Below are 25,812 nucleotides of genomic sequence, written 5' to 3'. Positions count from 1 at the left end.
AATCAGAAAAAGCGCATTCAGTTTGTTAACCGAATGATGCAGGGTAGGAGCCCTACGAAAGAGAGTCGGACGACCTTATTGCTGTATCGTTTTTTCTTGCCAAGGAGCTAAGAGATGAACCAGTTAGACGCACTAAAAAAAATCACCACCGTCGTTGCCGACAGCGGTGACATTGAATCTATCCGTCATTTCGAGCCTCAGGATGCGACCACCAATCCTTCGCTGATCCTCAAAGCAGCCGACCTGCCGCAATACCAAAACCTGATTAAAGACGCGCTGGACTATGCCCGTAAGCAGGGCGGCAGCAAAGAGACTCAGGTGGTCAATGCCACAGACAAGCTGGCCGTGAATATCGGTGTGGAAATCCTGAAAAGCGTTCCGGGGCGCATCTCGACAGAAGTCGATGCCCGCCTGTCGTTTGACCGCGAATTGTGTATCGAAAAAGCCCGCAAACTGATTGGCTTGTATCAGGATCAGGGTATCGACAAATCACGCATTCTCATCAAGCTGGCTTCCACATGGGAAGGCATCAAAGCCGCTGAAGCACTGGAAAAAGAAGGCATCAACTGTAACCTGACCTTGCTGTTCTCCTTTGCCCAGGCACGCGCCTGCGCCGAAGCCGGTGTTTACCTGATTTCCCCGTTCGTTGGCCGTATCTATGACTGGTACAAAGCCAAAGAACCGAATGCCGCCTACGACGTGGAACAAGATCCGGGCGTGAAATCTGTCCGTACTATCTACGATTACTACAAATCTCACGGCTACGAGACGGTCATCATGGGCGCCAGTTTCCGCAAGGTGGAACAGGTTCTGGCACTGGCCGGTTGTGATCGCCTGACCCTTTCACCCAACCTGCTGGAAGAACTTAAAGCCAGTGACGCACCGGTTGAACGTAAATTGCAGCCATCGGATAAGGGTGGCAAAAAACCCGCACCACTGACACAGGCAGAATTCCTCTGGGAACATCATCAGGATGCGATGGCCGTGGATAAACTCGCAGAAGGTATTCGCCAGTTCGCCACCGACCAGAAAAAACTCGAAGATGTGCTGTCAGCACAACTGTAGTTTTGTATTGAATAACCAGATGGAGTGAATATGCCTTCTCGTAAAGAACTAGCGAATGCGATCCGCGCCCTGAGCATGGACGCCGTTCAGAAAGCGAATTCCGGCCACCCCGGCGCCCCGATGGGCATGGCTGACATTGCCGAAGTGCTGTGGCGTGATTATATGAATCACAACCCGACCAACCCGAAATGGGCCGATCGTGACCGCTTTCTGATGTCCAACGGACACGGCTCGATGCTGCAATACAGCCTGCTGCATTTAACCGGTTACGACCTGCCAATGAAAGAGCTGGAGAATTTCCGCCAGCTGCATTCCAAAACGCCGGGACACCCCGAATTCGGTTATACGCCGGGCGTTGAAACCACCACCGGCCCGCTGGGTCAGGGGATCGCTAACGCCGTGGGCTTCGCGATTGCCGAGCGCACGCTGGCGGCTCAGTTTAACCGTGAAAATCACGACATCGTGAACCACTACACCTACGCTTTCCTCGGTGATGGCTGCATGATGGAAGGCATCTCACACGAAGCCTGTTCACTCGCGGGCACCATGAAACTCGGCAAGCTGATTGCGTTTTATGATGACAACGGGATCTCCATCGACGGCCATGTGGAAGGCTGGTTCACCGATGACACCGCCAAACGCTTTGAAGCCTACCACTGGCATGTGATCCGTGGCATTGACGGTCATGATCCTGACGCCGTAAAAGCCGCCATCGAAGAAGCCCGCCAGGTGACCGACAAACCGTCGCTGTTGCTGTGCAAAACTGTGATCGCGTTCGGCTCACCGAACAAAGCCGGTACCCACGGCGCGCATGGCGCTGCGCTGGGTGACGATGAAGTCGCTGCCACCCGCAAACACATTGGCTGGAACTATCCTCCGTTTGAAATACCGCAGGATATTTACGCCCAATGGGATGCCAAAGAAGCCGGTAAAGCGAAAGAGAAAGCCTGGAACGACAAGTTTGCCGCCTATGCCAAAGCCTATCCGCAACTGGCCGCCGAATTTGATCGTCGTGTGAGTGGCGAACTGCCTGCCAACTGGCAAAGCGAAGCGCAGAAATACATCGAAGAATTGCAGGCAAAACCGGCCAATATTGCCAGCCGTAAAGCCTCGCAAAATACGCTGGAGTCCTTTGGTAAAATCCTGCCGGAATTCCTTGGCGGCTCCGCTGACCTTGCGCCAAGTAACCTGACCATGTGGTCTGGCTCGAAATCGATCGGTGACGATCAGGCCGGTAACTACATCCACTACGGCGTACGTGAATTCGGCATGACGGCCATCACCAACGGTATCGCCCTGCATGGCGGTTTCCTGCCTTATTCCGCGACCTTCCTGATGTTCGTCGAATATGCCCGTAACGCCGTACGTCTGGCCGCACTGATGAAAATCCGCAACGTGTTCGTGTATACCCATGACTCCATCGGTCTGGGTGAAGACGGCCCGACGCATCAGCCGGTGGAACAAATGGCCAGCCTGCGCGTGACGCCAAACATGAACACCTGGCGGCCGGGTGATCAGGTGGAATCAGCGGTGGCGTGGAAATATGCCATTGAGCGAACTGACGGCCCTTCTGCCCTGATCTTCTCGCGTCAGAATTTAACCCAGCAGCCGCGTACGCCTGATCAACTGGCAAACGTGGCGCGCGGCGGTTATGTGCTGAAAGATTCTGACGGCACGCCGGAGGTGATCCTGATTGCCACCGGTTCGGAAGTCGGCATTACCGTAGAGGCCGCAGATAAACTGGCCGCTGCTGGCACCAAAGTGCGCGTGGTGTCCATGCCGTCTACCGATGTCTTCGATCAGCAGGATGCGGCATACCGTGAAGCCGTGCTGCCAAAAGCCGTGACCGCGCGTGTCGCCGTTGAGGCCGGTATCGCCGATTACTGGTACAAATACGTCGGCCTTAACGGAGCCATTGTCGGCATGACCTCCTTCGGGGAATCGGCACCCGCAGAGCAACTGTTCAGGGAGTTCGGTTTTACAGCGGATAATGTGGTCGCGAAAGCGCAGGCGCTTTTGAAGTAAAAGAAAGTCATGAGTGGTCGGTAAACCCGCTCCCCGCCTCCCCCTTCGCAGGGGGAGGAGTAAATGCTCGATCTGCTCTCACCCCTGCGAAGGGGTGAGTTTCACAGCAAACACGGGAACAAAATACTGCTTTACGCCATCAGGAAAACCCCGGTTTTCATCTTGCTCAATCTGCGTCTCTCCGGTAAAGTCCCGTCCCTTCTTTGGCATGGGGAACAATGATGTTTATTGGATTTGACTACGGTACAGCGAACTGCTCCGTGGCGGTGATGCGTGATAATAACGCTCATCTTCTGGCGCTCGAAAATAACGATCCTTACTTACCCTCCATGCTTTGTGCACCGACACGTGAAGCGGTCAGCGAATGGCTGAACCGTCACGGACAGGTTCCGACGGGCAGTGATGAAAATCTGGCGCTGCTGCGCCGCAGTATCAGCTTTAACCGTGAGGAAGATATTCCGGTTAATGCCAACAGCGTGAACTTCGGTTTGCAGGCGCTGGCGACCTACATGGAAGATCCGGAAGAGGTGTACTTTGTTCGCTCGCCGAAATCCTTCCTGGGCGCAAATGGCCTGAAACCACAGCAAATTGCCCTGTTTGAAGATCTGGTCTGCGCGATGATGTACCACATCAGGCGTCAGGCTGAATCCGTCCTGCAGGAAAGCATTGAGCAGACGGTTATCGGTCGCCCGATAAACTTTCAGGGCATGGGCGGGGAAGACGCGAATGCGCAGGCACAGGGTATTTTGCAGCGTGCGGCTGAACGCGCAGGTTTCCGCGATATCGCTTTCCAGTTTGAGCCGGTTGCGGCAGGTCTGGATTTCGAAGCCACGCTGACGGAAGAGAAAACCGTGCTGGTGGTGGATATCGGCGGCGGAACCACCGACTGCTCGGTGCTGCTGATGGGTCCGCAATGGCGCGATAAAGCAGAGCGTCAGAGCAGCCTGCTCGGCCACAGTGGTTGCCGCGTCGGCGGAAACGATCTGGATATCATGACCGCCTTCAAACAGCTCACCCCCCAGTTTGGGATGGGCAGCGAAACCCAAAAAGGGATCGCCATCCCGGCGCTGCCTTACTGGAATGCGGTAGCAACCAATGACGTACCGGCGCAGTTGGATTTCTACAGCGTGGCGAATGGCCGCATGTTGCGTGATTTAATCCGCGATGCGGCGCAACCGGATCTAATCAAACGCCTGCTGAAAGTGCATCAACAGCGTCTGAGCTACCGTCTGGTCCGCGCGGCAGAAGAAAGTAAGATTGCGCTTTCTGAACGTGAAAGCGTGACGGCGGCGATGGACTTCATTGAATCCGGTCTGGCCGAAACCATCAGCCAGCAGCAACTGAGTGAAGCAATTTCTCAGCCGCTGGAACGAATTCAGGAACAGGTCAGTCTGGCACTGGCCAGCAGCGACATTAAACCGGACGTCATTTATCTGACGGGTGGCAGCGCACGTTCGCCACTGCTGCGTGCGGCTTTGCAGGCACAATTGCCGGGGATCCCGCTGGTCGGGGGCAATGATTTTGGCTCCGTCACCGCCGGTCTGGCGCGCTGGGCACAAACGCTGTTCCGTTAAGATGTCACGGTGCAGAAAAACGAAAACCGCCTGAGACTGAAGGCGGTTTTTTTTATGTCTCAGAAACCGGATTTACCAGGCGCTGGCGTCATTTAACGTTTTGATATCCGCGTCATCCAGTTTCAGGGTCGCGGCCTGCGCCAGTTCATTCAGCTGTTGCAGGGAGGTCGCACTGACGATCGGCGAGGTAATGCCCGGACGCGCAATCTGCCAGGCCAGCGCCACCTGCCCGGGTTGCGCGCCGTGCTTCTCAGCCACCTGATCCAACCCAGCCAGCACTTTAAGACCGCGTTCGTTCAGACAGCGTGCAACCACGTTTTCCCCGCGTTTGCTCTTAGCGGCATCGGCTTTGGTGCGGTATTTGCCGGTCAGGAATCCGGCGGCCAGCCCGTAGAAGTTGATCACGCCTAAGCCGTTATCGAGCACCACTTTCTCCAGTGCCTCTTCATACACTTTGCGGTCATAAAGATTGTATTGCGGTTGCAGGGTTTCATAACGCGCCAGCCCGTTTTCCTGACTGACTTTCAACGCTTCGGCCAGACGCGGTGCGCTGTAGTTTGACGCGCCGACGGCACGCACCTTGCCTTCTTTAATCAACGCATCGAATGCCGCCATGGTTTCAGCCAGTGGCGTATCGGCATCGTCATCATGTGACTGATACAAATCGATATAATCCGTTTGCAGGCGTTTCAGTGACGCTTCGACGGCTTCTCTGATATAGCGGGGCGACAGCCCGACTTTGCCTTCCCCCATCGGCTTACCGACTTTGGTGGCAAGAATGACCTGGTCACGCTTACCGGTTTTTTTCAGCCAGTTGCCGATGATGGTTTCAGATTCTCCGCCTTTGTTGCCTTCAACCCAGCTCGAGTACACATCTGCCGTGTCGATAAAATTCAGTTTGTGATCCAGTAAGGCATCCAGCAGGTTAAACGAGGCGGCCTGATCCACCGTCCAGCCAAACACATTGCCACCGAAGGTTAACAACGGCACCTGAATACCTGAACGACCCAGTTCTCTTTTGCTCATCATTCTCTCCCTTTCATAAGGTCAGATTACACTTAGTTTGCGTGCGAACGGTTTATGGTCAAAGGTCAACCTTAGCATTTTGATATAAAATGTCAGGCTGAACGCTATTCTTTATTGTCAGAAGAATTGTCAAAAAATGGGAAAGACTCTCCTTATTTCCTCCATTTTCTGTTGAAACATTCTGGCTACACTGTGAGCCGGTCTGCAGGTGAATTTCTTCCTGAAATGCCGCGACAATGATTGTGCTGATGCGATGACTCATGAAATCTGAAAATACTGACACCTTACCGCCCTCCACGCCGCTGCCGCCTTCGGTGCGCTGGCAGTTGTGGATCGTCGCCTTCGGCTTTTTTATGCAGGCTCTCGACACCACCATCGTCAATACCGCGCTTCCCTCCATGGCCCGCAGCCTCGGTGAAAACCCGCTGCATATGCATTCGGTGATTGTCGCTTACGTGCTGACGGTCGCGGTGATGTTGCCCGCCAGCGGCTGGCTGGCGGATAAAGTCGGGGTGAAGTGGGTATTCTTTTCAGCCATCGTGCTGTTCACCCTCGGCTCCCTGCTGTGCGCACAGTCGGAAAGCCTGCGCGAGCTGGTGTTGTCACGCATTGTTCAGGGGATTGGCGGGGCGATGATGGTGCCGGTCGGGCGGCTGACGGTGCTGAAAATCGTTCCGCGCAGCGAATACATGGCGGCGATGACCATGGTGACCTTGCCCGGTCAGGTCGGTCCGTTACTCGGCCCGGCGCTCGGCGGTTTTCTGGTGCAATACGCCAGCTGGCACTGGATTTTCCTCATCAACCTGCCTGTCGGGCTGGCCGGTTGTATCGCCACGTTAATGATCATGCCGAACTATAAAATGCAGACCCGCCGCTTTGATATCAGCGGGTTTGTGATGCTTGCTGTGTGTATGGCCACACTGACGCTGGCGCTGGAAGGCAGCCGCAGTATGGGGCTGACGCCGCTGGAAATCGTATTGCTGGTGGCGGTCGGTGGCGGCGCGCTGGGTGTTTACTGGATGCACGCGCGCGGTAATCTGTCGGCGCTGTTTTCCCTGCGCCTGTTCCACACCCCGACGTTTAAGATCGGGCTGATCGGCAGCCTGCTGGGGCGTATCGGCAGCGGCATGTTACCCTTTATGACGCCGGTCTTCCTGCAACTCGGCATGGGTTTTACCCCTTTCCACGCCGGGCTGATGATGATCCCGATGGTGCTGGGCAGCATGGGGATGAAGCGCGTGGTCGTCCGGCTGGTGAATCAGCTCGGCTACCGTAAAGCCCTGGTCAGCGCCACCCTGCTGCTGGCACTGATTACGCTGATTTTCCCGGTTGTCGCCATTTACGGTGCCGTGTGGATGATCCCGATCGTGCTGTTTTTCCAGGGGATGGTGAATTCACTGCGCTTCTCTTCAATGAATACGCTGACGCTGAAAGATTTACCGCCGCGTCTTGCCAGCAGCGGCAACAGTTTGCTGTCGATGATCATGCAGTTATCGATGAGCCTCGGCGTGAGTGTCGCCGGTTTGCTGATCGGGCTGTTTGCCCATCAGCAGGCGATCACACCGGACAGCAGTATCATGCATACCGCTTTCCTCTATTGCTACATGTCGATGGCGCTGGTGATTGCCCTGCCTGCCTGGGTATTCTCCAAAGTACCGCCTGACGCCCAAAAAAATGCCCTTATTGACCGTCGTCGTGCTGCGGCCGGTTCTCCCGACCCGATGAGAAAATCATGAAACCTGGTATTACCGCCAAGCTGTTTATGGCCATCTTTTGTACCTGCGCGCTGGTGTTAATCACCATGAACTGGGGCGTGCGGATGAGCTTCGAACGGGGCTTTATCGACTACATCCGTCAAAGTAACGAACAGCGCGTTGCCTTGCTGGCTGACACCCTGCAGGAGCAGTACAAACAACACGGCAGCTGGGATTTTCTGGAAAAAAATGACCGGCTGATCTATCAGCTGATGCGTTCGTTTGACCAGACCAGCAGCGAGAAAATGCCGCCGCAAGGCTGGCGGACAAAGTTCTGGATCCTCGACAGTCATGATCGCCGCATCGGCGGGTATGACCAGCCGGTTCCGCCCGATCTGCAAGGCCCGCGTCGGGTGATGACCGTTGACGGCGTGATGATAGGCTCGGTGATCTCCACTCCCGCCGAACGTCTGACGCGCAATGCCGATATCAATTTCGAACGCCAGCAAAGCCAGACCAGCTGGATTATTGTCGCTTTCACCGCGTTACTGGCCGCCGCCGTCACGTGGGTGCTCTCACGGGGAATGCTCGCGCCGGTTAAGCGTCTGGTGAACGGCACCCATCAGCTGGCCGCCGGGGATTTCAGCACCCGGGTAAAAGTCGACAGTGAAGATGAGCTGGGAAAACTGGCGCAGGATTTCAACCAGTTGGCGATGACGCTGGAAAAAAACGAGCAAATGCGCCGGGCGTTTATGGCGGATATTTCCCATGAACTGCGCACGCCGCTGGCGGTGTTGCGCGGTGAGCTGGAAGCCATGCAGGACGGCGTGCGCAAAATGAGTGTCGGTTCGCTGGAGTCTCTGCAATCTGAAGTGGCGATTCTGACCAAACTGGTGGACGACCTGCATCAGCTTTCGCTGTCGGATGCGGGTGCGCTGGCCTATCGCAAGGTGGACACCGATGTGGTGCATCTGGTCCAGCTGGCGGAGGCCGGTTCACGGGATCGCTTCCACAGTAAACAGCTCACGCTCACCAGCCAGCTGCCTGAAAAAGCAGACGTGTTTGGTGATCCGCAGCGGCTGTCGCAACTTTTCAATAATCTGCTGGAAAACAGTCTGCGCTATACTGACCCGAACGGCGGTCTGGAAATTCTGGGCGAAATACGCGACAAATCGCTGCATTTGATTTTTCAGGACAGCGCGCCGGGCATCAGCGATGAACAGCTGATCCGTATTTTCGAACGCTTCTACCGCACCGAAGGCTCGCGCAACCGCGCCAGCGGCGGTTCCGGTTTAGGTCTGGCGATTTGCCAGAATATCGTTGAAGCGCACGGCGGGCAGATTAGCGCCAGCCACTCCCCCGCCGGGGGCGTTCGTATTACGATCGTCCTGCCACTTTCTGTTCCACATGGCCCGAGAAACTGAATGAACGACTCTGTACTGTCCGGCCCTGCGCCGTTGAAAATTCTGATCGTGGAAGACGAACCGAAACTCGCCCAGTTGCTGATCGACTATCTCGAAGCGGCGGGCTATGCCACGCAATGGCTGCCCGACGGTCACGATGTGATTACGCTGGTGAAAACCCAGCCTCCGGCGCTGATCCTGCTGGATCTGATGCTGCCGGGCAGCAGTGGTTTATCGATCTGCCGCGACATCCGCCAGTTCTCCGATGTGCCGGTCATGATGGTGACCGCCAAAACGGAAGAAATCGACCGTCTGCTCGGGCTGGAAATCGGTGCCGATGATTACATCTGCAAACCTTACAGCCCGCGGGAAGTGGTGGCGCGCGTCAAAGTGATCCTGCGCCGTTGCGTACGTCCCGATGAACATGTGGCAAAAGAAACCGGTCTGCACATTGATGAAGCCCGCTTTCGCGCCACCTTCCAGGGGCATGAGCTTGAGCTGACGCCTGCGGAATTCCGTCTGCTGAAAACCCTGTCGGTGAAACCGGGCTACGTTTTCACCCGCGAGGTGCTGCTCAATAATCTCTATGATGATTACCGCGTGGTGACTGACCGCACCATCGACAGCCACATCAAAAATCTGCGCCGCAAACTCGAATCCCTCGACGGCGAAAAAGCTTTTATCCGCGCCGTCTATGGCGTCGGCTACCGCTGGGAAGCCGAACCCTGCCATCTGGTTTAACGTTATTCTGGCCGGCAATTGAGTTTTGTAAAGTTGCTGAAAGTCTGTCGGCCAGTTCACATTTCATACCTTAAATTTCCGCTATCGCCGCGAAAAAGTTTCCATTAACTACACTTATCTCTGGAAAATAACCCCTCTTATGGAGATTACCTTTATGGCTAATGGTCACTACGATCTGACTAAGGCGAGGAACGGGCAATATCACTTTATCCTTAAAGCCGGTAATGGAGAGATTATTCTCACCAGCGAAATGTATGCCAGCAAAGCATCCGCTGAAAACGGCATCTTATCGGTACAAAACAATGCAGCCGAAGAATCGCAGTATGAAGTTAAGCCCTCAAAAGACGGGCAGTTTTATTTCGTCTTGAAAGCAAAAAACCATCAGGTTATTGGCGTCAGCGAGATGTACACCACGCTGAGCGCGGCTAAGAAAGGGGTGCAGTCCGTCATCAAAAACGGGTTAAGCCCGGAGATCCGCGATCTTACCCAGCAGATTGCCTGATCCCATTATCCCGGGGCTGCATATTTCCGTTTGCAGCCTCAGGATACAAAAATTGATCTGACCCGCTAAAACCTCAAATACCCACACAAACCGGCTGCTTTCAGTCAACTCAGACGTTACAATTCTGACCTTTCGTCGCCCCGCATCCGGGACGGCCCTGACCTGTGATCAGACTGAGATTGACTATGTTTACCCGCGATTCTTTTGTTCCGGAACTGCTCTCCCCTGCCGGCTCCCTGAAAAATATGCGTTATGCGTTCGCCTATGGCGCCGATGCCGTGTATGCCGGTCAGCCGCGCTACAGCCTGCGCGTACGTAATAACGAATTTAACCACCAGAATCTGGAAACCGGCATCAACGAGGCCCATGCCTTAGGTAAAAAATTCTACGTGGTGGTGAATATCGCGCCGCACAACGCCAAACTGAAAACCTTTATCCGTGATTTACAGCCCGTGATCGACATGGGGCCGGATGCCCTGATCATGTCCGATCCGGGGCTGATCATGATGGTGCGTGAAGCCTTCCCGCAGATGGATATTCATCTGTCGGTGCAGGCTAACGCCGTTAACTGGGCGACGGTGAAATTCTGGAAACAAATGGGGCTGACGCGGGTGATTTTATCGCGTGAACTGTCGCTGGAAGAGATCGCCGAGATCCGCGCTCAGGTGCCGGATATGGAGATCGAGATCTTCGTCCACGGCGCGCTGTGCATGGCGTATTCCGGCCGCTGTCTGCTTTCCGGCTACATCAATAAACGTGACCCGAATCAGGGCACCTGTACCAACGCCTGTCGCTGGGAATATAAAGTTCAGGAAGGTAAAGAAGACGCTGTCGGCAATATTGTGCATCAGCACGAGCCGATCCCCGTTCAGCAGGTTGACGCGCCGGAGCCGACATTAGGCATCGGCCAGCCGACGGATAAAGTCTTTATGCTGGAAGAAGCGATGCGTCCGGGTGAATACATGAGTGCCTTTGAAGACGAACATGGCACCTATATTATGAATTCCAAAGATCTGCGTGCCATTCAGCATGTCGAAACGTTGACGAAAATGGGCGTGCACTCACTGAAAATCGAAGGCCGTACCAAATCCTTCTATTATTGCGCCCGCACCGCGCAGGTTTACCGCCGCGCCATTGATGACGCCGTCGCCGGAAAGCCTTTTGACCCGACGCTGCTCTCCACGCTGGAAGGGCTGGCACACCGTGGTTATACCGAAGGTTTCCTGCGCCGCCATACCCATGACGCGCAGCAAAACTACGAATACGGTTTCTCCGTCAGCGACCGCCAGCAGTTTGTCGGTGAATTCACCGGCAACCGCGTGGATGGCTGGGCTGAAATCGATGTGAAGAATAAATTCAGCGTCGGCGACAGCGTGGAAATGATGACGCCACAGGGCAACGTCCAGTTCAAACTGGAGGCCCTGCGCAATAAAAAAGGGCAGCCGGTGGATGTCGCACCGGGCAACGGGCACATCGTGTATGTCGCGTTGCCGGAAGATGTCAGTCTGGAGTTCGCCATTTTGTTGCGTAATCTGGAAAATACTGACACCCGTGATCCGCACGCGAAATAAGGATTTATTCGAAAATAAGGAGCCGATCACATCTATTTCTGGTGGAGCTGGTTAATATGCATTCGCAATTTACTTCGAATGCAAAATAAAGCACCGGACTACACTAGGAACCACCTCCTTGGCCAGCTCAATCTCCCTTGAGCTGGCTTTTCTTTTAGTTTTCAGCCTGCTAACACCCTCTTCTTTCGGTTTGTTAATAACGATAATGATTATCCGTATTAATAAAAAACCGCGTCAAAAAATAAACGAAATATTGAATTAATTTAAGTGAAATTATTTTCCGTATGAATAAATCATTCGCTGATTAATCTGATAGCCAAATATGGGACTTTTCATCTATGGTAGATATGTATAGATAAAAGGAGCGTACATGACCACAGCACTGCTGATTTTGAATGGAAAAGGCGCAGCCATCGAAGAACTGCGTGAAGCGGTGAGCGCGCTGCGCGCCGAAGGCGTGGAGCTGAGTGTGCGGGTCACCTGGGAACATGGCGATGCCGCGCGATACGTTGCTGAAGCCGTCGAACTGGGCTGTGAAACCGTGATCGCCGGGGGCGGCGACGGCACCATCAACGAAGTGGCCGGTGCGCTGGCGCAACTTCCCGGCATCAAGCCGGTACTGGGGATTGTTCCGCTGGGGACGGCTAATGATTTCGCCACCGCCTGCAATATTCCTCCGGTGCCTGAACAGGCATTACAGCTGGCGGTAAAAGGCAAAGCGGTTGATATCGATCTGGCGCGCGTCAACGACCAGCATTTCTTCATCAACATGGCGACCGGCGGCTTTGGCACGCGTATCACCACGGAAACACCGGAAAAACTGAAAGCCGCGCTGGGCGGGGTCTCGTATTTTATCCACGGACTTTTGCGCCTTGATACGCTTAAAGCCGACCGCTGCGAGATTACCGGGCCGGATTTCAGCTGGGAAGGTGACGCGCTGGTGATCGGTATCGGTAATGGCCGCCAGGCGGGTGGCGGGCAACAAATCTGCCCCGATGCCCTGATTAACGATGGCCTGCTACAGTTGCGTCTTCTGACGTCAGAAGAGCTGCTGCCCTCTTTCCTGCGCAGTCTGATCAATAACGAAGAAAACAAAAATATCGTTTCTGCCAGTCTGCCGTGGCTGGAAATTACCGCGCCGCACGACATGACTTTCAACCTTGATGGCGAACCGCTGACCGGCACACATTTCCGTATCGAAGTGTTGCCGGATGCGATTCAGTGCCGTTTACCGCCGCACTGCGAACTGCTCGGCTGATATTCATCCGCCTTATCGTTCATTCCCGGTACTGTGATCCCTCTGCGGAGATTTGTTTCACACTCATCGGGAATTATCAGAAAACGGTATAATTCCCGCAGCCTCCTCTTACGGAGGCTTTTTATTGATACCTTCTGCCCATTATTACTCTCTTAATTTCTTCCTTCCACGTTCACTTTCCCGCAACAAAGTGTGATCTTCTCCGGCAAAAAACGATAAGCATACTTGTATGGTAGTTGGCATATGGCGTATTTATAACCAAAGAAAATGCATCTTACTTTTACTGCAGAAGGTCGTAACCGATGAAAATCGTGAATGCTGAAGTGTTTGTTACTTGCCCGGGGCGCAACTTTGTCACGTTGAAAATCACCACCGACAGCGGGCTGACCGGCATTGGTGATGCCACGCTGAATGGCCGCGAATTGCCGGTCGCGTCATACCTGAAAGATCATGTCTGCCCGCAATTGATCGGCCGCGATGCACATCAGATTGAAGACATCTGGCAGTTTTTCTACAAAGGCGCGTACTGGCGTCGTGGCCCGGTCACGATGTCTGCGATTTCGGCGGTAGACACGGCGCTGTGGGACATCAAAGCCAAAGCCGCCAATATGCCGCTTTATCAATTGCTCGGCGGCGCATCCCGTACCGGCGTCATGGTGTACTGTCACACCACCGGCCATTCCATTGACGAAGTGCTGGACGATTACGCCAGACACAAAGAACTGGGCTTCAAGGCGATCCGCGCGCAATGCGGGGTTCCGGGCATGAAAACCACCTACGGCATGGCGAAAGGCAAAGGCCTGGCTTACGAACCGGCGACGAAAGGTAACTGGCCGGAAGAGCAGTTATGGTCGACCGAAAAATACCTCGATTTCACGCCAAAACTGTTTGAAGCCGTGCGCAATAAATTCGGTTTTGATGAACACCTGCTGCACGACATGCACCATCGCCTGACGCCAATCGAAGCCGCGCGTTTTGGCAAAAGTATCGAAGAATATCGCCTGTTCTGGATGGAGGATCCGACTCCGGCGGAAAATCAGGAATGCTTCCGTTTGATCCGCCAGCATACGGTAACGCCAATTGCGGTCGGCGAAGTGTTCAACAGCATCTGGGATTGCAAACAGCTGATTGAAGAACAGCTGATCGATTACATCCGCACCACGATCACCCATGCAGGCGGCATCACCGGCATGCGCCGGATTGCAGATTTCGCCTCGCTGTATCAGGTGCGCACCGGCTCTCACGGCCCTTCCGACCTTTCACCCGTTTGTATGGCCGCCGCCCTGCACTTCGATCTGTGGGTGCCAAACTTCGGCGTGCAGGAATACATGGGTTATTCCGAGCAGATGCTGGAAGTCTTTCCGCATAACTGGACGTTCGACAACGGCTACATGCATCCGGGTGAAAAACCGGGGCTGGGCATTGAGTTCGACGAAAAGCTGGCGGCGAAATATCCGTACGAACCGGCATATCTGCCGGTGGCCCGTCTGGATGACGGTACGTTGTGGAACTGGTAAGGGAGCGAAACATGAACAGCGTTGTAATACAAGAACCCGGAAAGTTAGTCATCGAGCAACGTGCTTTGCCGGTACCTGCCGCCGGCGAGGTACGAGTTCGGGTGAGTCATGCGGGCATCTGCGGTTCAGATGTTCATATCTATCACGGCCACAATCCGTTTGCGAAATATCCGCGGGTGATCGGCCATGAGTTCTTCGGCCACATCGACAGTGTCGGCGAAGGCGTAAACACCAGCAGGATTGGCGAGCGGGTTGTTGTCGATCCGGTGGTCAGCTGCGGACAGTGTTATCCGTGTTCGATTGGCCGGCCGAATGTCTGCGCCGAACTGCAGGTGATCGGCGTCCACCGTGACGGCGGTTTCAGCGATTATGCCTGTGCGCCCGCGACAAACGCTTATGTGGTGCCTGCGGCGATACCGGACAAACTCGCCAGTATGGTCGAACCCTTTACTATCGCCGCCAATATCACGGCGTTTCTTCAGCCGACGCCGCAGGATACCGCGCTGATTTACGGCGCAGGCCCGATGGGGCTGACGGTGATTCAGGTGCTGAAAGGCGTGTATGGCGTACAGAAAGTGATTGTCGCCGATCGTATTGACGAGCGGTTGCAGATGGCGCAGGCCAGTGGCGCGGACTGGATCATCAACAACAGCGAACGCAGCGTGGCGGATGAACTGGCCGCAGAAGGCGTGCGTCCGACGCTTATCGTGGATGCCGCCTGCCATCCGGCAATTTTGCAGGAAGCCATTCTGCTGGCCTCACCGGCAGCCCGGATTGGCATGATGGGTTTCTCGGGGGAACCCAGCCAGGTAACGCAGCAAAGCATTACCAGCAAAGAGATTTCACTGTTTTCTTCACGTCTCAACAGCCACCGGTTCCCGCAGGTGATTGAGTGGATGGAGCAAGGGAAAATCGCACCTGAAAAACTGGTGACGCACTGGATGCCCGCCAGCGAAGTCGAAGCGGCGTTAACGCTGTTTGAGAAAGATCAGCGTTCCTGCTGCAAGGTTTTACTGACATTCTGATGAATTGTTAATTTTGAAAGAAGACGGGAAGATTCCAAATATCTCCCCGTCTGCCGTACCTCATATTCTACCTATAAAAACGCAACACTATTAAAACGACACCACAAGTGGAGCACTCATCTATGTTTAAGAACCTACGCTGGATCATCGTATTCCTGCTGTTTCTGGTTTACATGATCAATTACCTCGACCGCGTTGCGCTGTCGATTACTGTTCCGATGATTGAAAAAGAACTGACCATTAATCCCGAACAATTCGGCATGATATTTGGCAGCTTCTTCTTTGGTTATGCGATCTTTAACTTTATCGGTGGTCTGGCCGTCGATAAATTCGGCCCGACGCTGGTCATGGGATTAGCCGTCGGCTTATGGTCAGTATTTTGCGGCATGACGGCTATCGCTACCGGCTTTTATTCCATGCTGATTTTGAGGGTATTATTCGGCATGGCCGAAGGCCCGATTTGCGCCTCCGCCAATAAGATGATCAACGGCTGGTTCCCGAAGAAACAGGCGGCCACTGCGATGGGCTTGCTGAGCGCCGGTTCCCCCCTTGGTGGCGCGGTCGCCGGCCCGATTGTCGGGTATCTGGCGATCTCCTTTGGCTGGCGTCCGGCCTTTATGGTGATTGCCGCTATCGGGATTGTCTGGATGGCCGTCTGGTTCTTCACCGTGGCAGATAATCCGCTGAAGAGTAAACGTGTCTCGCCGGAAGAATTACGTTTAGTGGATCAGATGAAGAATGAAAACATCAGCGAAGAAGAAGATCTGGCGCAGGCAGCACACGGTCTGGGCTATTATTTACGTCAGCCGATTATCCTGGTGACGGCTTTTGCCTTCTTCTGCTACAACTATATTTTATTCTTCTTCCTCAGCTGGTTCCCGGCTTATCTGGTACAGGCACATGGTCTGAATATTAAAGAGATGAGCCTGACGACGGTTATTCCGTGGATTGTCGGTTTCGTAGGTCTGGCACTCGGTGGTTATATTTCCGATAAGATTTTCAATATTACCGGCCGTTTATTGCTGTCGCGAAAAATTATATTAGTGGTCAGCCTGTTAGCCGCCGCCATTTGTGTCGCGCTGGCCGGGGTGGTCACCAGCGTGGTTCCGGCGGTTATTCTGATGTCGGTGTCTATTTTCTTCCTGTACACCACCGGGGCCATTTACTGGGCCATTATTCAGGACGTGGTGCATAAATCCCGCGTCGGCGGCACCAGCGGATTCATTCATCTGGTCGGCAGCGTCTCGGGCATCATCGGCCCGGTGGTCACCGGCTTCATTGTCCAAAATACCGGTCGTTTCGACAGCGCCTTTATTCTCGCGGGCGGCGTCGCCGCATTGGGTGCCATTCTGGTGTTCTTCGTGATTAAACCCCCGAAACATACGCCTGCCACCACGCTTTCTCATAACTGATGTTCTGAACATAATGAAAAAACCCGGTCTGCAGAGACCGGGTTTTCTTTCCATTCACATCACGCCTCATCGACCCAAACCCGCATCTCTCCTTCTCCCCTGTTCGCCCAGGTAAAGTACGGCACAAAAGTCAGGGTTTGCGGCACCACCTCTTCCGCTGGCGGATTGTAGCGGTACAACGGCTGCTGGCTGGCCTGCACGGATGTACTCCGCTTACCCTGCGTTTGCAGCAGCGTCTTACCGGCGAACAATCCGCTGCCGGAAATCAGACGGAATGGCGCATCCTGCGGCAGACGGACGTTATGCAGTTCGCTGCCGTTGTCTGCCTGTTCGAGGCAATACACCAGCGGACCGCGCTGTATCGCGACTTTTCCGGCGACATGGCGCAGCAAGGGGTTGCCTTTCACCCGCATTACCGGCATCGGGAACGTCAATTCAATGCAGTCACCTTTCTGCCACGCCTGCGTCAGACGCAGATATCCGCGCTGCGTCAGGCTGGTCAGTTCCAGCGGATGGCCATTGAGAGTGACCTGCGGGCTGGCGCACCAGTCCGGTAAACGCAGTGCCAGCGTGGCTTCAAGCGGCTGATCGGTATCCACTTCAATCAGCACCTGTTCCGCCCATGGATAGCCGCCGGATTGTTTCAGGCGTAATGCTTTGCCGCCAATTGTCGCCTCAACATCGCTGCCGATATACAGATTGATATCCACGCCATCCGGACGCTGGGTGTAAATGTAATGGCCGAGTGACGCCAGCAGACGTGCAATGTTCGGCGGGCAACAGGCACAGCCGAACCAACGCTGACGCACCGGTTTGACGTGGTCATAAATGTGGTTGAACGGAATGCTTTTCGGATGCACTTCCAGCGGATTCACATAGAAGAAATGCTTGCCGTCGAGCGCCATGCCAGCAAGTACGGTGTTGTAGAGCGCGCGTTCCATCACATCGGCATAACGGCTGTCAGGATCCATCTGCAACATGCGGTTGGCAAACATCATCAGACCGATGGAGGCACAGGTTTCGGTGTAGGCCGTGTCATTCGGCAAATCATAATCGGAAGAGAAGGCTTCCCCGCTGCTTTGCGATCCGATAGAACCGGTGATGTACATCTGCCGTTGGGTCATGTTTTCCCACAACCGCTGGCACACCTCGCGTTTTTCCTGATCCTGACTCAGCCGCGCCAGATGCGCGACACCGGCATAAAGATAGACAAAACGCACTGCGTGACCGATGGCCGTTGTCTGCAAGGCCACCGGGACATGCGCCTGACTGTAGGCTTTATCTTTCACCATCCACGCCGGACCGTAGGTATTCCAGTGCGAAGTCTTGCCACGCTTTTCATACTCGATATCGTAGAAATGCGGTTGTGCCCCTCGTTGCTCAACAAAATAGCGGGTCAGTTCGAGGTAACGTGTTTCGGCGGTTTGTTCATACAACCGCATCAGTGCCAGTTCAATTTCCGGGTGACCGGGATAACCATGCAGTTGCTGTTCACCCGGCCCGAACACCTGCGCAATGTGATCAGCCAGTTTGCAGACAATCTCCAGCAAACGGGTTTTTCCGGTCGCCTGCGCATAGGCCACACCGGCTTCGATCAGATGCCCGGCGCAGTAAAGCTCATGGCATTCCGCCAGATTGGTCCAGCGCTGTTGCGGCTCTTTTACCGTAAAATAGGTATTCAGATACCCATCGGGTTGCTGCACCGCACCGACCAGTTCGATCACCTGATCGGCGGTCTCTTCCAGCGCCGGATCGGGCGTTTTTGCCAGCAAATAACCGACCGCCTCCAGCCATTTCGCCACATCACTGTCCTGAAATACCATCCCGTAAAATTCGCCGTCGCTTTGTCCGGCGGCGATACGGAAGTTTTCAATCGCATGGCTCGGTTCAGCGTCTGCAACGTCATCATTCAGGGCTTTCCACTGATAAGGCACCACCACCTCTTTCACCAGCCGCTGGTATTCCAGCCAGAACGCATCGGAAACATTCACTTTTTGCAACGGGACTTCTAAGGAGTCAACCGGAGAAAACGACATACAACCTCCTGTAAAACAGTAATTTAAATTTTCGCTGCTAAATCGCGGGACATCCGCGTCAGTAATGTATTGTCGAGCTTGCAGAACAGCAGCGTACCGGCCAGCAGCAGATGCATCGCCGCCGGTAGCAGGGTTTCGAGCAGGGTGATCCCGCCGAGCGATGCCGCTGTCTGATGCTCAGCACCGGCCTGATAGGAGACCAGAATGAAGACCAGGCTGATGATCCCGGCGCTGGATGCCCAGGCCAGTTTGATAAAGAACAGGTTGAAGGCGAAATTCATGCCGGAGGAGCGGATACCGTTTTTCCAGTGTCCGTAATCGTCGGCGAACGCCATGAGGGAAAAATGCAGCGGCAATGTGAAACCGAGAATCACGCAATGCACAAAGATGATGCCGAGCCACAGTGTCTGCCATTGTTCACCGACCGGCACAAACCACAGCAGCAGGGAAAACACCGCCAGCACCAGATTAGTGATCATGTACAGCCGCACGCTGTCGATGAATTTGGTCAGCTGATTGACAATCACCGCGCCGAGAATGGATGCCAGCGTCACCATACCGAAGAACATCGAGGCATAACCCGCGCCGCCTTTCAGTACATAGGTGATGAAATACATGTAGCCGCCACCGCGCAGGTTGAACACATTGATCAGCAGGAAAGACATCAGCAATACCAGCAACAACTGGTCATTCTTCAGCATCCCGCGGATATGTTCCTTAATGCTGAACTGGCCGAGCAGCGCCAGCGGCAAACGCTCACGCACCGCGAAGAAGCACCACAGAAACATCACGACAGCCACCGCACACAGCAGGCCAACGCCCTGCTGATAACCTGCCGCCGCATTGCCTTTACCCAGCACCTGTACCAGCCACGGTAATCCGACTGACACCATAAAACCGGCGACGCCGCACAAAACAAAACGCCACGACTGACAGGAAATGACCTCACGGTGATCGGTGGTCATGGTGTTGATCAATGCGCAGTACGGCACGTTAATGGCGGTATACGACACGGAAAGCAGGAAATAGGTGAAAAAGGCGTAGGCGATTTTGGCATCGCCGCTCAGGCCGGGCACGGTGAAGGTCAGAAAGCCCACCACGCCAATCGGCAGCGCAATCCACAACTGCCACGGACGAAAACGCCCCCAGCGGCTTTGCGTTCGGTCGGCGAGGATCCCCATCAGCGGATCGGAAATCGCATCAATCACCCGCAGGGAAATAAATAATGTGCCGACAATGGCCGGCGTCAGCCCGAACACATCGGTATAAAAGAAGGTCAGAAAACTGGTGATCAGACAGGTAATAATGGTGCCTCCGGCATCCCCTAATCCGTAACCAATTTTCTCACTGACCGAAAGTTTTGCATTCGCCGAAATTATTCCACCCTCGCCACTTACCGGCGCGGAACCGGTATTCACAGAATCTGTTGGCATTGTTTTTTCCTCGCTTTTATATCGTTATTTATAAGCAACAGGAACACGATAAATAAGGCTGTTTATTCATATCAGCCCGGACATTAAATAAGGTACGCCGTAAATCTGGCATAGGGACAACACGCCAACAAGAGGAGGATAAAGTAGTTAAACGGGACAATTCCGACTCACGTTCAGAATCTGTGAAGCAGATCATAACCTCTTGCCACCCCGCTGGCAGCCCCTTAGCGTTGTGCTACTGTCAGGCTAAATCTGCCTGATGAGCGCCTGAAAATGTCTGAAACGCTTACCTTTTCTGTCAGCCACCCGGTCAAAGTGCAAAATGGCGGCCTGTTTATTTCGCGCGGAATGGGTACACATCCGACCCGGAGACTCAGTTCCCATGAACTCATTTATGTCGTTCGCGGCACACTCTCCTTACAGGAAGAAAATACGCGTTTTGATTTACATGAAGGGGAAAGTTTATTGCTATTTCCCGGCAGGGAACATAAAGGGGTGACGACATTTGATGCTGAGCTGAAATTTTACTGGCTGCACTTCGATATTGTGAAAGAAGCGGCAATATTAACATCACAGCTAAATAGTCCCTCAATACAGTTAAATATTCCACAGCATTGTAAAGTCAGGGACAGCGAAACCCTGTTAACCCTGTTCAGATTATTTTTATATGAACAGGAACGTGGCGGAAGTTCGCTGGAACTGTTCCTGATGTTGCTGTTAAAGGAGGTCGCGCGCGCCTGGCCGGAAAATGTTGAACCTGGCGGCCCCGGCGTGGCGCTGGCGTACAAAGCCCGTCAGTTGATTACCACACAGTTTCATCTGCCGCTTGGCGCATCTGAGCTTGCGGAACGGCTTCACTGTAATGCCGATTATCTTGGCCGCGTTTTCCGTCTGACTTTTCAGATGACGCTGACCGATGCCCTGCATAAACAGCGGGTGTCGGCAGCAGAGAAACTGTTGCTGGCCAATACCGGGAATGTGGCGGACGTAGCAAGGCTGACCGGTTTTAATGATGTTGCCTATTTTCGCCGGGTATTTCGCAAACTGCTGGGCATCACGCCCGCCGCTTATAAAAAGCTTTATTGCCGCGAGCACATTAACTCTCAATAATTTGAGATAGCCTTGCGCTAACAATCTCATAATCATCAGAAAACTCATGGTAGTATTGGGCTCTCCCGACTTTAAAGACAACTTTTGCCCATGACAGACGCCTTTGAATTTCTCCATAACGTGCCGGTTAATCAGCAGATTTACCGTACCTTGCGTCAGGACATCGTCACCTGTGCAATCGCACCGGGCGCATTCCTGTCGGAGAAAGAGATTTCCACGCGCTTTAACGTGTCCCGCCAGCCGGTTCGCGAAGCCTTTATCAAACTGGCCGAGGCCGGTCTGGTTCAGGTTTTACCGCAGCGCGGCACCTATGTCATGAAAATCTCGTCCAAGCGGGTGGCTGACGGTCGTTTCATTCGTGAAGCGGTCGAAACGGCAGTGGTGCGTCGCGCAGCAATGGTGGTCACGGACAAAGATCTGGCGTTGCTGGAACATAACCTGGAACGTCAGACGCTGGCGGCAAGAAGTCAGCAAACGCAGGAATTCCTGCTGCTCGATGATGAGTTCCACCGCACCATTACACAGATCATTGACTGCCGTCTGGCATGGGAAACCGTCGAGCACATCAAGGCGACGATGGATCGCGTACGCTTCTTAACACTCAGTAAAGTGTCTCCTCCGGAAAATCTGATTGCGCAGCATTATGCGATTTTTGACGGGCTGAAGGCTCATGACCCGGACGCCGCTGAAAAAGCGATCCGCGTTCATCTGCAGGAAATGATCTCCACCATCACCCCGATCGCTGAACAAAACAGTGACTGGTTTGACAACGAGTGAGTGAGTACTTCCCGCGTTCAGAAGTTGTCGTTAAACGCGGGAAGAAAGCAGGATTCAGGGCAGTTTGTTCCATTCCTTCGACGGGCGATAAAAGGCTTCAGGAGGACCAAAAACGTCGAGGTCATCTACATCACCCTCAGGACATTTCTCATCGCAATACCTCAAAAAACCAACAATTTTTTCCACCATTCTCACCTGCCTTGGCGTCAAATGAGTCATTTTTTCCCTATCCAACTCCATGTGCTGCTCCTTTTACATAATGTATACCGATGATATATTCACTCTGTTAAACATTATTTACTTCAACAATGAATAACTCCGATCAACAAAGTTTACTTTCATATATTGATTTAACAAATAGTAAGTGGATTCACATTCCATTTTCCCGAAAACGGGAGTCATTGGTGCTTCGCTGATATAAAACCGCATAACTTCCTCATTCACAATATCCTTAATAATGAACTTTGCACTCTCTTTTTCCAACATTCTATTTTCATTAAGGCTATCGGCATAAATAACCATCATGCAAAGACTGTAACGGAGCATTTTTCCTTTGAGTGGATGCCCTTGCGTCTTACGATAAAAATTTTCCAATGAGTTTAACTCAACAGGACCCTTCACTGGCTTACATGACTTCAGCAGGAACGCAGCCCGCTCCTGATGAGGATTGTTGAGGCAAAACACATAAGCCGTTTGTTCCATACCGGATTCCCGTGGCTGGTTTTTCCTGTATTGCTTAAATAGCCATTTCCAGTTAAGAAGATGTTTTTCGGGTTGCCGTAAATTACGTCTCGCACGGCGTTGCTGCCAGATAATATCACTCCGTCGAATACGCCTTATAATAAGCGGGACGTTTAACTGTACAAAAGCCGCATTCATTGTTGTCATCGTCTCGGCAACAACCTTTTCATGTAACGTCATCTTTTATTATATTCCCGCAGTGTGAAAATCAATCCTGCAAGAATAATATGACCGCCCGTAATCACAATCACCAAAGCTATTTTTGTCGAGACGTCTCGTAAAATTTCAACAGAGAAAATATCCGTAAGCGAAAAACCGGCCACGCAGGCAGTTTGCGACGCGGTTCAAATTTTGCGGGTTACCCCTGAAATCTGTATGACAACTTAGTGTAAGCTGTAAACCACATCAATATCGTGGATACTTTCTATGCCAGCCGCAACCCTCCTGAAAAAAAGCTACTACAGCGCAGAACAGTCACTGTCCCTTTCCCAGCTCGATGAGGAAAAAATCAGTCAGATCGCCCGTGATCTGGATGTGGCGGAAAGCGAAAAGGAACATTACCTCACAGGCTGGATGGGTCAGAACAGCGTGGTGCTGGTGAGAAATTATCAGGACAAACGCGGCACCTCCAGCGGGCTGGTGATGTCACGCGGCAACCGCTACAAACTGACCGTGCAGGCCATTACCTTTCGTATTCCTAAAGTGCTGCTGTGGGTCACTTTCCGCCGCAAGCCCCGCACGATGACGGTGATCGCCTATAACAAGCTGGGCGAACAACCGACCGGCCTGCAACAGTTCATGCATATTCAGGATCCTGAACTTCGCGACACGCTGGAAAATGACTGGCGTGAACTGAATGATTATCTGGGCATGGCCTGCTGGCAAATGGACAACAACCGTCCTCTGTGGCGTCAGGTGCATGAGGAAATCTCACCGCAGGCGTTGTGGACGCTGTCTGAATCACCGTGGTTCAGCGGCAAAAAACTGCAAAAAGACGGTGAATGTGAAGGTCTGTGGACACACGATCAGTTTATCGGACGCCGTAGCGGTGAACATGCTTCGGTGCTGCTGTCATGGAAAGATGAAGAGAATGACGATATTGCCAGTTACCTGTTTGAACGGGTTTCGGCGAATAAAATCCGCGTCATGCTTAGACCGCGCAAAGACGCAAAATTCTATCCGCTTAACCCGTTCGATGCCGTGCATTTGCAGCAGGCGTTGGTGAAATTCCGTCAGGCTGAACAGGCGCTTGGCGAGACATTGCGCCGCGCCTGATATCTGTTTACCACCAGCGGTGGAAATGATGCACCGGCCCGATGCCGTGGCCGACTTCCAGTGAATCCGCCTGCATCAACGCCTGCTGTAAATACGCTTTCGCCTCGCGCAGCGTATCTGCCCAGTTGTTGTGGCGCGGGCGCAAGGCGGCCAGTGCCGCAGAAAGCGTACATCCTGTGCCGTGCGTATGGCGGGTGTTGACGCGTGGCGCTGTAAAACGCTCGCGGGAATCGGCGGTAAACAGCCAGTCAGGGCTTTCCTCATCACTCAGATGACCGCCTTTCATCAGCACCGCGTCACATCCCATCGCCAGCAACGCCTCCCCCTGCTCGCGCATCTCGGTTTCACTGGCTGCCACGCTACACTCCAGCAACGCGGCGGCCTCCGGCAGATTCGGTGTAATGATCGACACCTGCGGGATCAGCAAACGGCGTACAGCATCGACGGCTTCCGGCAACAGCAACGGATCGCCGCTTTTCGCCAGCATCACAGTATCCAGCACCACAAAAGCGGGCCGGTAATATCTGAGCCGCTCCGCCACCGCCTCCACGATCTGACTGTTCGCCAGCATGCCGATTTTCGTGCTGTCGATGCGGACGTCACTCAGCACGGAATCCAGCTGCGCGGCAACGAAATCCGGTTCGATGTGATAAACCGACTGCACGCCACGGGTGTTTTGCGCCACCAGTGCGGTGATGACACTGGTGCCGTAAGCGCCCAGCGCCGAGAAGGTTTTTAAATCTGCCTGGATCCCCGCGCCTCCGCTGGGATCGGTGCCGGCAATGGTCAGGGCATTGATCCGTTTCATTACTGCCCCTCCCCGTTCAGCCAGCCTTCGTTCATCAGATACAGATTGTCCAGAAACGCAGCCGTGAAGCTGCCCGGCCCTTTCACCACCGCGCAGGCCCGCTCACCGCCGCAGGACATCACCCGGCAGGCCGCAGCCACATGATTCAGGCGATCGCCCGGCAAACACGAAAAGGCGGCGACAACTGCCGATAAGGCGCAACCGGTGCCGACCACGCGGGTCATCATCGGATGGCCGCCCGCCACCGCCAGACAGCGTTCGCCATCCGTGACGTAATCCGTTTCGCCGGTCACGGCCACTACCGCGCCGGTTTCCCGTGCCAGTTGCTGCGCTGACGGAATGGCAGAAAGCGAGTCGTCACCGCTGTCGACGCCACGCCCGGCGGCAGTCAGCCCGCTGAGCGCACGAATTTCCGAGGCATTTCCGCGGATCGCCGCCGGGTTAAGTTTGATAAGTTCCAGACAGAATTCGGTACGCCAGCTCAGACCGCCCACCGCCACCGGATCCAGCACCCAGGGTTTTCCGGCCTGACGGGCAGCGTGGATGGCCACCAGCATGGCGTCGCTGTGAGGGCGTGTCAGCGTGCCGACATTCACCAGTAACGCGTCGGCGACAGCGCTGAACTGCGCAGCCTCGGCAGGATCCACCACCATCGCGGGTGAAGCGCCCAGTGCGAGCAGGACATTGGCCGTAAAAGATTGCACCACGTCGTTGGTCAGACAATGAACCAGCGGCGCGGAAAGGCGGAGTTGTTGCAAGGAAGCGGCGGCGACAGCGCCGGAAAATACGGCAGGTTGGATATTCATAAATCTCCCCACC

22 protein-coding genes are annotated in these 25,812 nt (G+C 54.0%); 15 read left to right on the top strand and 7 right to left on the bottom strand.

What is annotated here, in order from left to right:
• Nucleotides 1-114 precede the first annotated feature (114 nt).
• The 3 genes from tal (at nucleotide 115) to yegD (ending at nucleotide 4,664) form a co-directional block, all read left to right on the top strand.
• Complete coding sequence (gene tal / locus EDF78_RS07835; RefSeq protein WP_095922993.1) at nucleotides 115-1,065, top strand: transaldolase; 951 nt, start codon at nucleotides 115-117, stop codon at nucleotides 1,063-1,065.
• Nucleotides 1,066-1,095: 30 nt separating this feature from the next.
• Nucleotides 1,096-3,090 (top strand): transketolase, encoded by a 1,995-nt coding sequence (gene tkt / locus EDF78_RS07830; RefSeq protein ID WP_133822860.1) that lies wholly within the window; start codon nucleotides 1,096-1,098, stop codon nucleotides 3,088-3,090.
• A gap of 221 nt (nucleotides 3,091-3,311) precedes the next feature.
• The gene (gene yegD / locus EDF78_RS07825) at nucleotides 3,312-4,664 is read left to right on the top strand and encodes a molecular chaperone (protein WP_119822653.1); all 1,353 of its coding nucleotides are present in this window, start codon (nucleotides 3,312-3,314) and stop codon (nucleotides 4,662-4,664) included.
• 72 nt (nucleotides 4,665-4,736) lie between these two features.
• Here the strand turns inward: yegD and EDF78_RS07820 are convergent, their stop codons facing one another.
• Complete coding sequence (locus tag EDF78_RS07820) at nucleotides 4,737-5,690, bottom strand: aldo/keto reductase (protein ID WP_095922996.1); 954 nt, start codon at nucleotides 5,688-5,690, stop codon at nucleotides 4,737-4,739.
• A 260-nt stretch (nucleotides 5,691-5,950) separates the two neighbouring features.
• On the opposite strand from EDF78_RS07820, the gene mdtD reads away from it, so the two are divergent.
• From mdtD to EDF78_RS07775, 9 genes are all read left to right on the top strand, one after another.
• Entirely contained in the window at nucleotides 5,951-7,426 is a 1,476-nt protein-coding gene (mdtD, locus tag EDF78_RS07815) for a multidrug transporter subunit MdtD (protein WP_095922998.1), read from the top strand.
• The gene (baeS, locus tag EDF78_RS07810; RefSeq protein ID WP_095922999.1) at nucleotides 7,423-8,808 is read left to right on the top strand and encodes a two-component system sensor histidine kinase BaeS; all 1,386 of its coding nucleotides are present in this window, start codon (nucleotides 7,423-7,425) and stop codon (nucleotides 8,806-8,808) included. Before mdtD ends, baeS begins: the two co-directional genes overlap by 4 nt.
• On the top strand, nucleotides 8,809-9,528 hold the full coding sequence (baeR, locus tag EDF78_RS07805; RefSeq protein ID WP_095923000.1) for a two-component system response regulator BaeR: 720 nt from the start codon (nucleotides 8,809-8,811) through the stop codon (nucleotides 9,526-9,528).
• A gap of 154 nt (nucleotides 9,529-9,682) precedes the next feature.
• The gene (locus tag EDF78_RS07800) at nucleotides 9,683-10,030 is read left to right on the top strand and encodes a YegP family protein (RefSeq protein WP_095925193.1); all 348 of its coding nucleotides are present in this window, start codon (nucleotides 9,683-9,685) and stop codon (nucleotides 10,028-10,030) included.
• Nucleotides 10,031-10,215: 185 nt separating this feature from the next.
• Complete coding sequence (yegQ, locus tag EDF78_RS07795) at nucleotides 10,216-11,601, top strand: tRNA 5-hydroxyuridine modification protein YegQ (protein WP_095923001.1); 1,386 nt, start codon at nucleotides 10,216-10,218, stop codon at nucleotides 11,599-11,601.
• Nucleotides 11,602-11,971: 370 nt separating this feature from the next.
• Nucleotides 11,972-12,859, top strand: coding sequence for a lipid kinase YegS (yegS, locus tag EDF78_RS07790; RefSeq protein WP_131692920.1), 888 nt, complete (start codon nucleotides 11,972-11,974; stop codon nucleotides 12,857-12,859).
• Between the two features lie 302 nt (nucleotides 12,860-13,161).
• Nucleotides 13,162-14,376: a D-mannonate dehydratase ManD gene (gene manD, locus EDF78_RS07785; RefSeq protein WP_095923003.1), complete on the top strand. Its 1,215-nt coding sequence runs from the start codon at nucleotides 13,162-13,164 to the stop codon at nucleotides 14,374-14,376.
• A gap of 11 nt (nucleotides 14,377-14,387) precedes the next feature.
• On the top strand, nucleotides 14,388-15,401 hold the full coding sequence (locus EDF78_RS07780; RefSeq protein WP_095923004.1) for a Zn-dependent oxidoreductase: 1,014 nt from the start codon (nucleotides 14,388-14,390) through the stop codon (nucleotides 15,399-15,401).
• A 122-nt stretch (nucleotides 15,402-15,523) separates the two neighbouring features.
• A complete protein-coding gene (locus EDF78_RS07775) occupies nucleotides 15,524-16,813 on the top strand; it encodes an MFS transporter (protein ID WP_095923005.1) in 1,290 nt (429 codons plus the stop codon).
• A 59-nt stretch (nucleotides 16,814-16,872) separates the two neighbouring features.
• Here the strand turns inward: EDF78_RS07775 and EDF78_RS07770 are convergent, their stop codons facing one another.
• Complete coding sequence (locus EDF78_RS07770) at nucleotides 16,873-18,849, bottom strand: beta-L-arabinofuranosidase domain-containing protein (RefSeq protein WP_133822859.1); 1,977 nt, start codon at nucleotides 18,847-18,849, stop codon at nucleotides 16,873-16,875.
• Between the two features lie 23 nt (nucleotides 18,850-18,872).
• Nucleotides 18,873-20,282, bottom strand: a complete 1,410-nt coding sequence (locus EDF78_RS07765; protein ID WP_095923007.1) for an MFS transporter — start codon at nucleotides 20,280-20,282, stop codon at nucleotides 18,873-18,875.
• A 273-nt stretch (nucleotides 20,283-20,555) separates the two neighbouring features.
• Between EDF78_RS07765 and EDF78_RS07760 the strand changes: the two genes are divergently transcribed.
• Complete coding sequence (locus tag EDF78_RS07760; RefSeq protein ID WP_119822658.1) at nucleotides 20,556-21,392, top strand: AraC family transcriptional regulator; 837 nt, start codon at nucleotides 20,556-20,558, stop codon at nucleotides 21,390-21,392.
• A 90-nt stretch (nucleotides 21,393-21,482) separates the two neighbouring features.
• Complete coding sequence (locus tag EDF78_RS07755) at nucleotides 21,483-22,169, top strand: GntR family transcriptional regulator (protein ID WP_133822858.1); 687 nt, start codon at nucleotides 21,483-21,485, stop codon at nucleotides 22,167-22,169.
• A 54-nt stretch (nucleotides 22,170-22,223) separates the two neighbouring features.
• Here EDF78_RS07755 and EDF78_RS07750 read toward each other — a convergent pair whose 3' ends face one another.
• Nucleotides 22,224-22,409 carry a hypothetical protein gene (locus tag EDF78_RS07750; RefSeq protein WP_119822659.1) on the bottom strand — a complete coding sequence of 62 codons (186 nt, stop codon included), beginning with the start codon at nucleotides 22,407-22,409 and terminating at the stop codon, nucleotides 22,224-22,226.
• Between the two features lie 57 nt (nucleotides 22,410-22,466).
• Nucleotides 22,467-23,090 (bottom strand): hypothetical protein, encoded by a 624-nt coding sequence (locus tag EDF78_RS07745; RefSeq protein WP_133822857.1) that lies wholly within the window; start codon nucleotides 23,088-23,090, stop codon nucleotides 22,467-22,469.
• A 246-nt stretch (nucleotides 23,091-23,336) separates the two neighbouring features.
• Here EDF78_RS07745 and EDF78_RS07740 point away from each other — a divergent pair, with 246 nt between their 5' ends.
• Nucleotides 23,337-24,185, top strand: coding sequence for a hypothetical protein (locus tag EDF78_RS07740; RefSeq protein ID WP_133822856.1), 849 nt, complete (start codon nucleotides 23,337-23,339; stop codon nucleotides 24,183-24,185).
• Nucleotides 24,186-24,192: 7 nt separating this feature from the next.
• On the opposite strand, the gene thiD is transcribed toward EDF78_RS07740, so the two are convergent.
• Both thiD and thiM read right to left on the bottom strand, forming a co-directional pair.
• Nucleotides 24,193-24,993, bottom strand: coding sequence for a bifunctional hydroxymethylpyrimidine kinase/phosphomethylpyrimidine kinase (thiD, locus tag EDF78_RS07735; RefSeq protein WP_133822855.1), 801 nt, complete (start codon nucleotides 24,991-24,993; stop codon nucleotides 24,193-24,195).
• The gene (thiM, locus tag EDF78_RS07730; protein WP_133822854.1) at nucleotides 24,993-25,799 is read right to left on the bottom strand and encodes a hydroxyethylthiazole kinase; all 807 of its coding nucleotides are present in this window, start codon (nucleotides 25,797-25,799) and stop codon (nucleotides 24,993-24,995) included. The genes thiD and thiM overlap by 1 nt, the downstream gene beginning before the upstream one ends.
• Between the last annotated feature and the right edge of the window lie 13 nt (nucleotides 25,800-25,812).

It is taken from the genome of Rahnella sp. BIGb0236, from assembly GCF_004364755.1.
In the GTDB taxonomy this organism is placed as follows: domain Bacteria; phylum Pseudomonadota; class Gammaproteobacteria; order Enterobacterales; family Enterobacteriaceae; genus Rahnella; species Rahnella victoriana.
The sequence above is the reverse complement of the archived record's forward strand: the minus strand, read 5'-3'. Positions and strand labels throughout refer to the sequence as shown.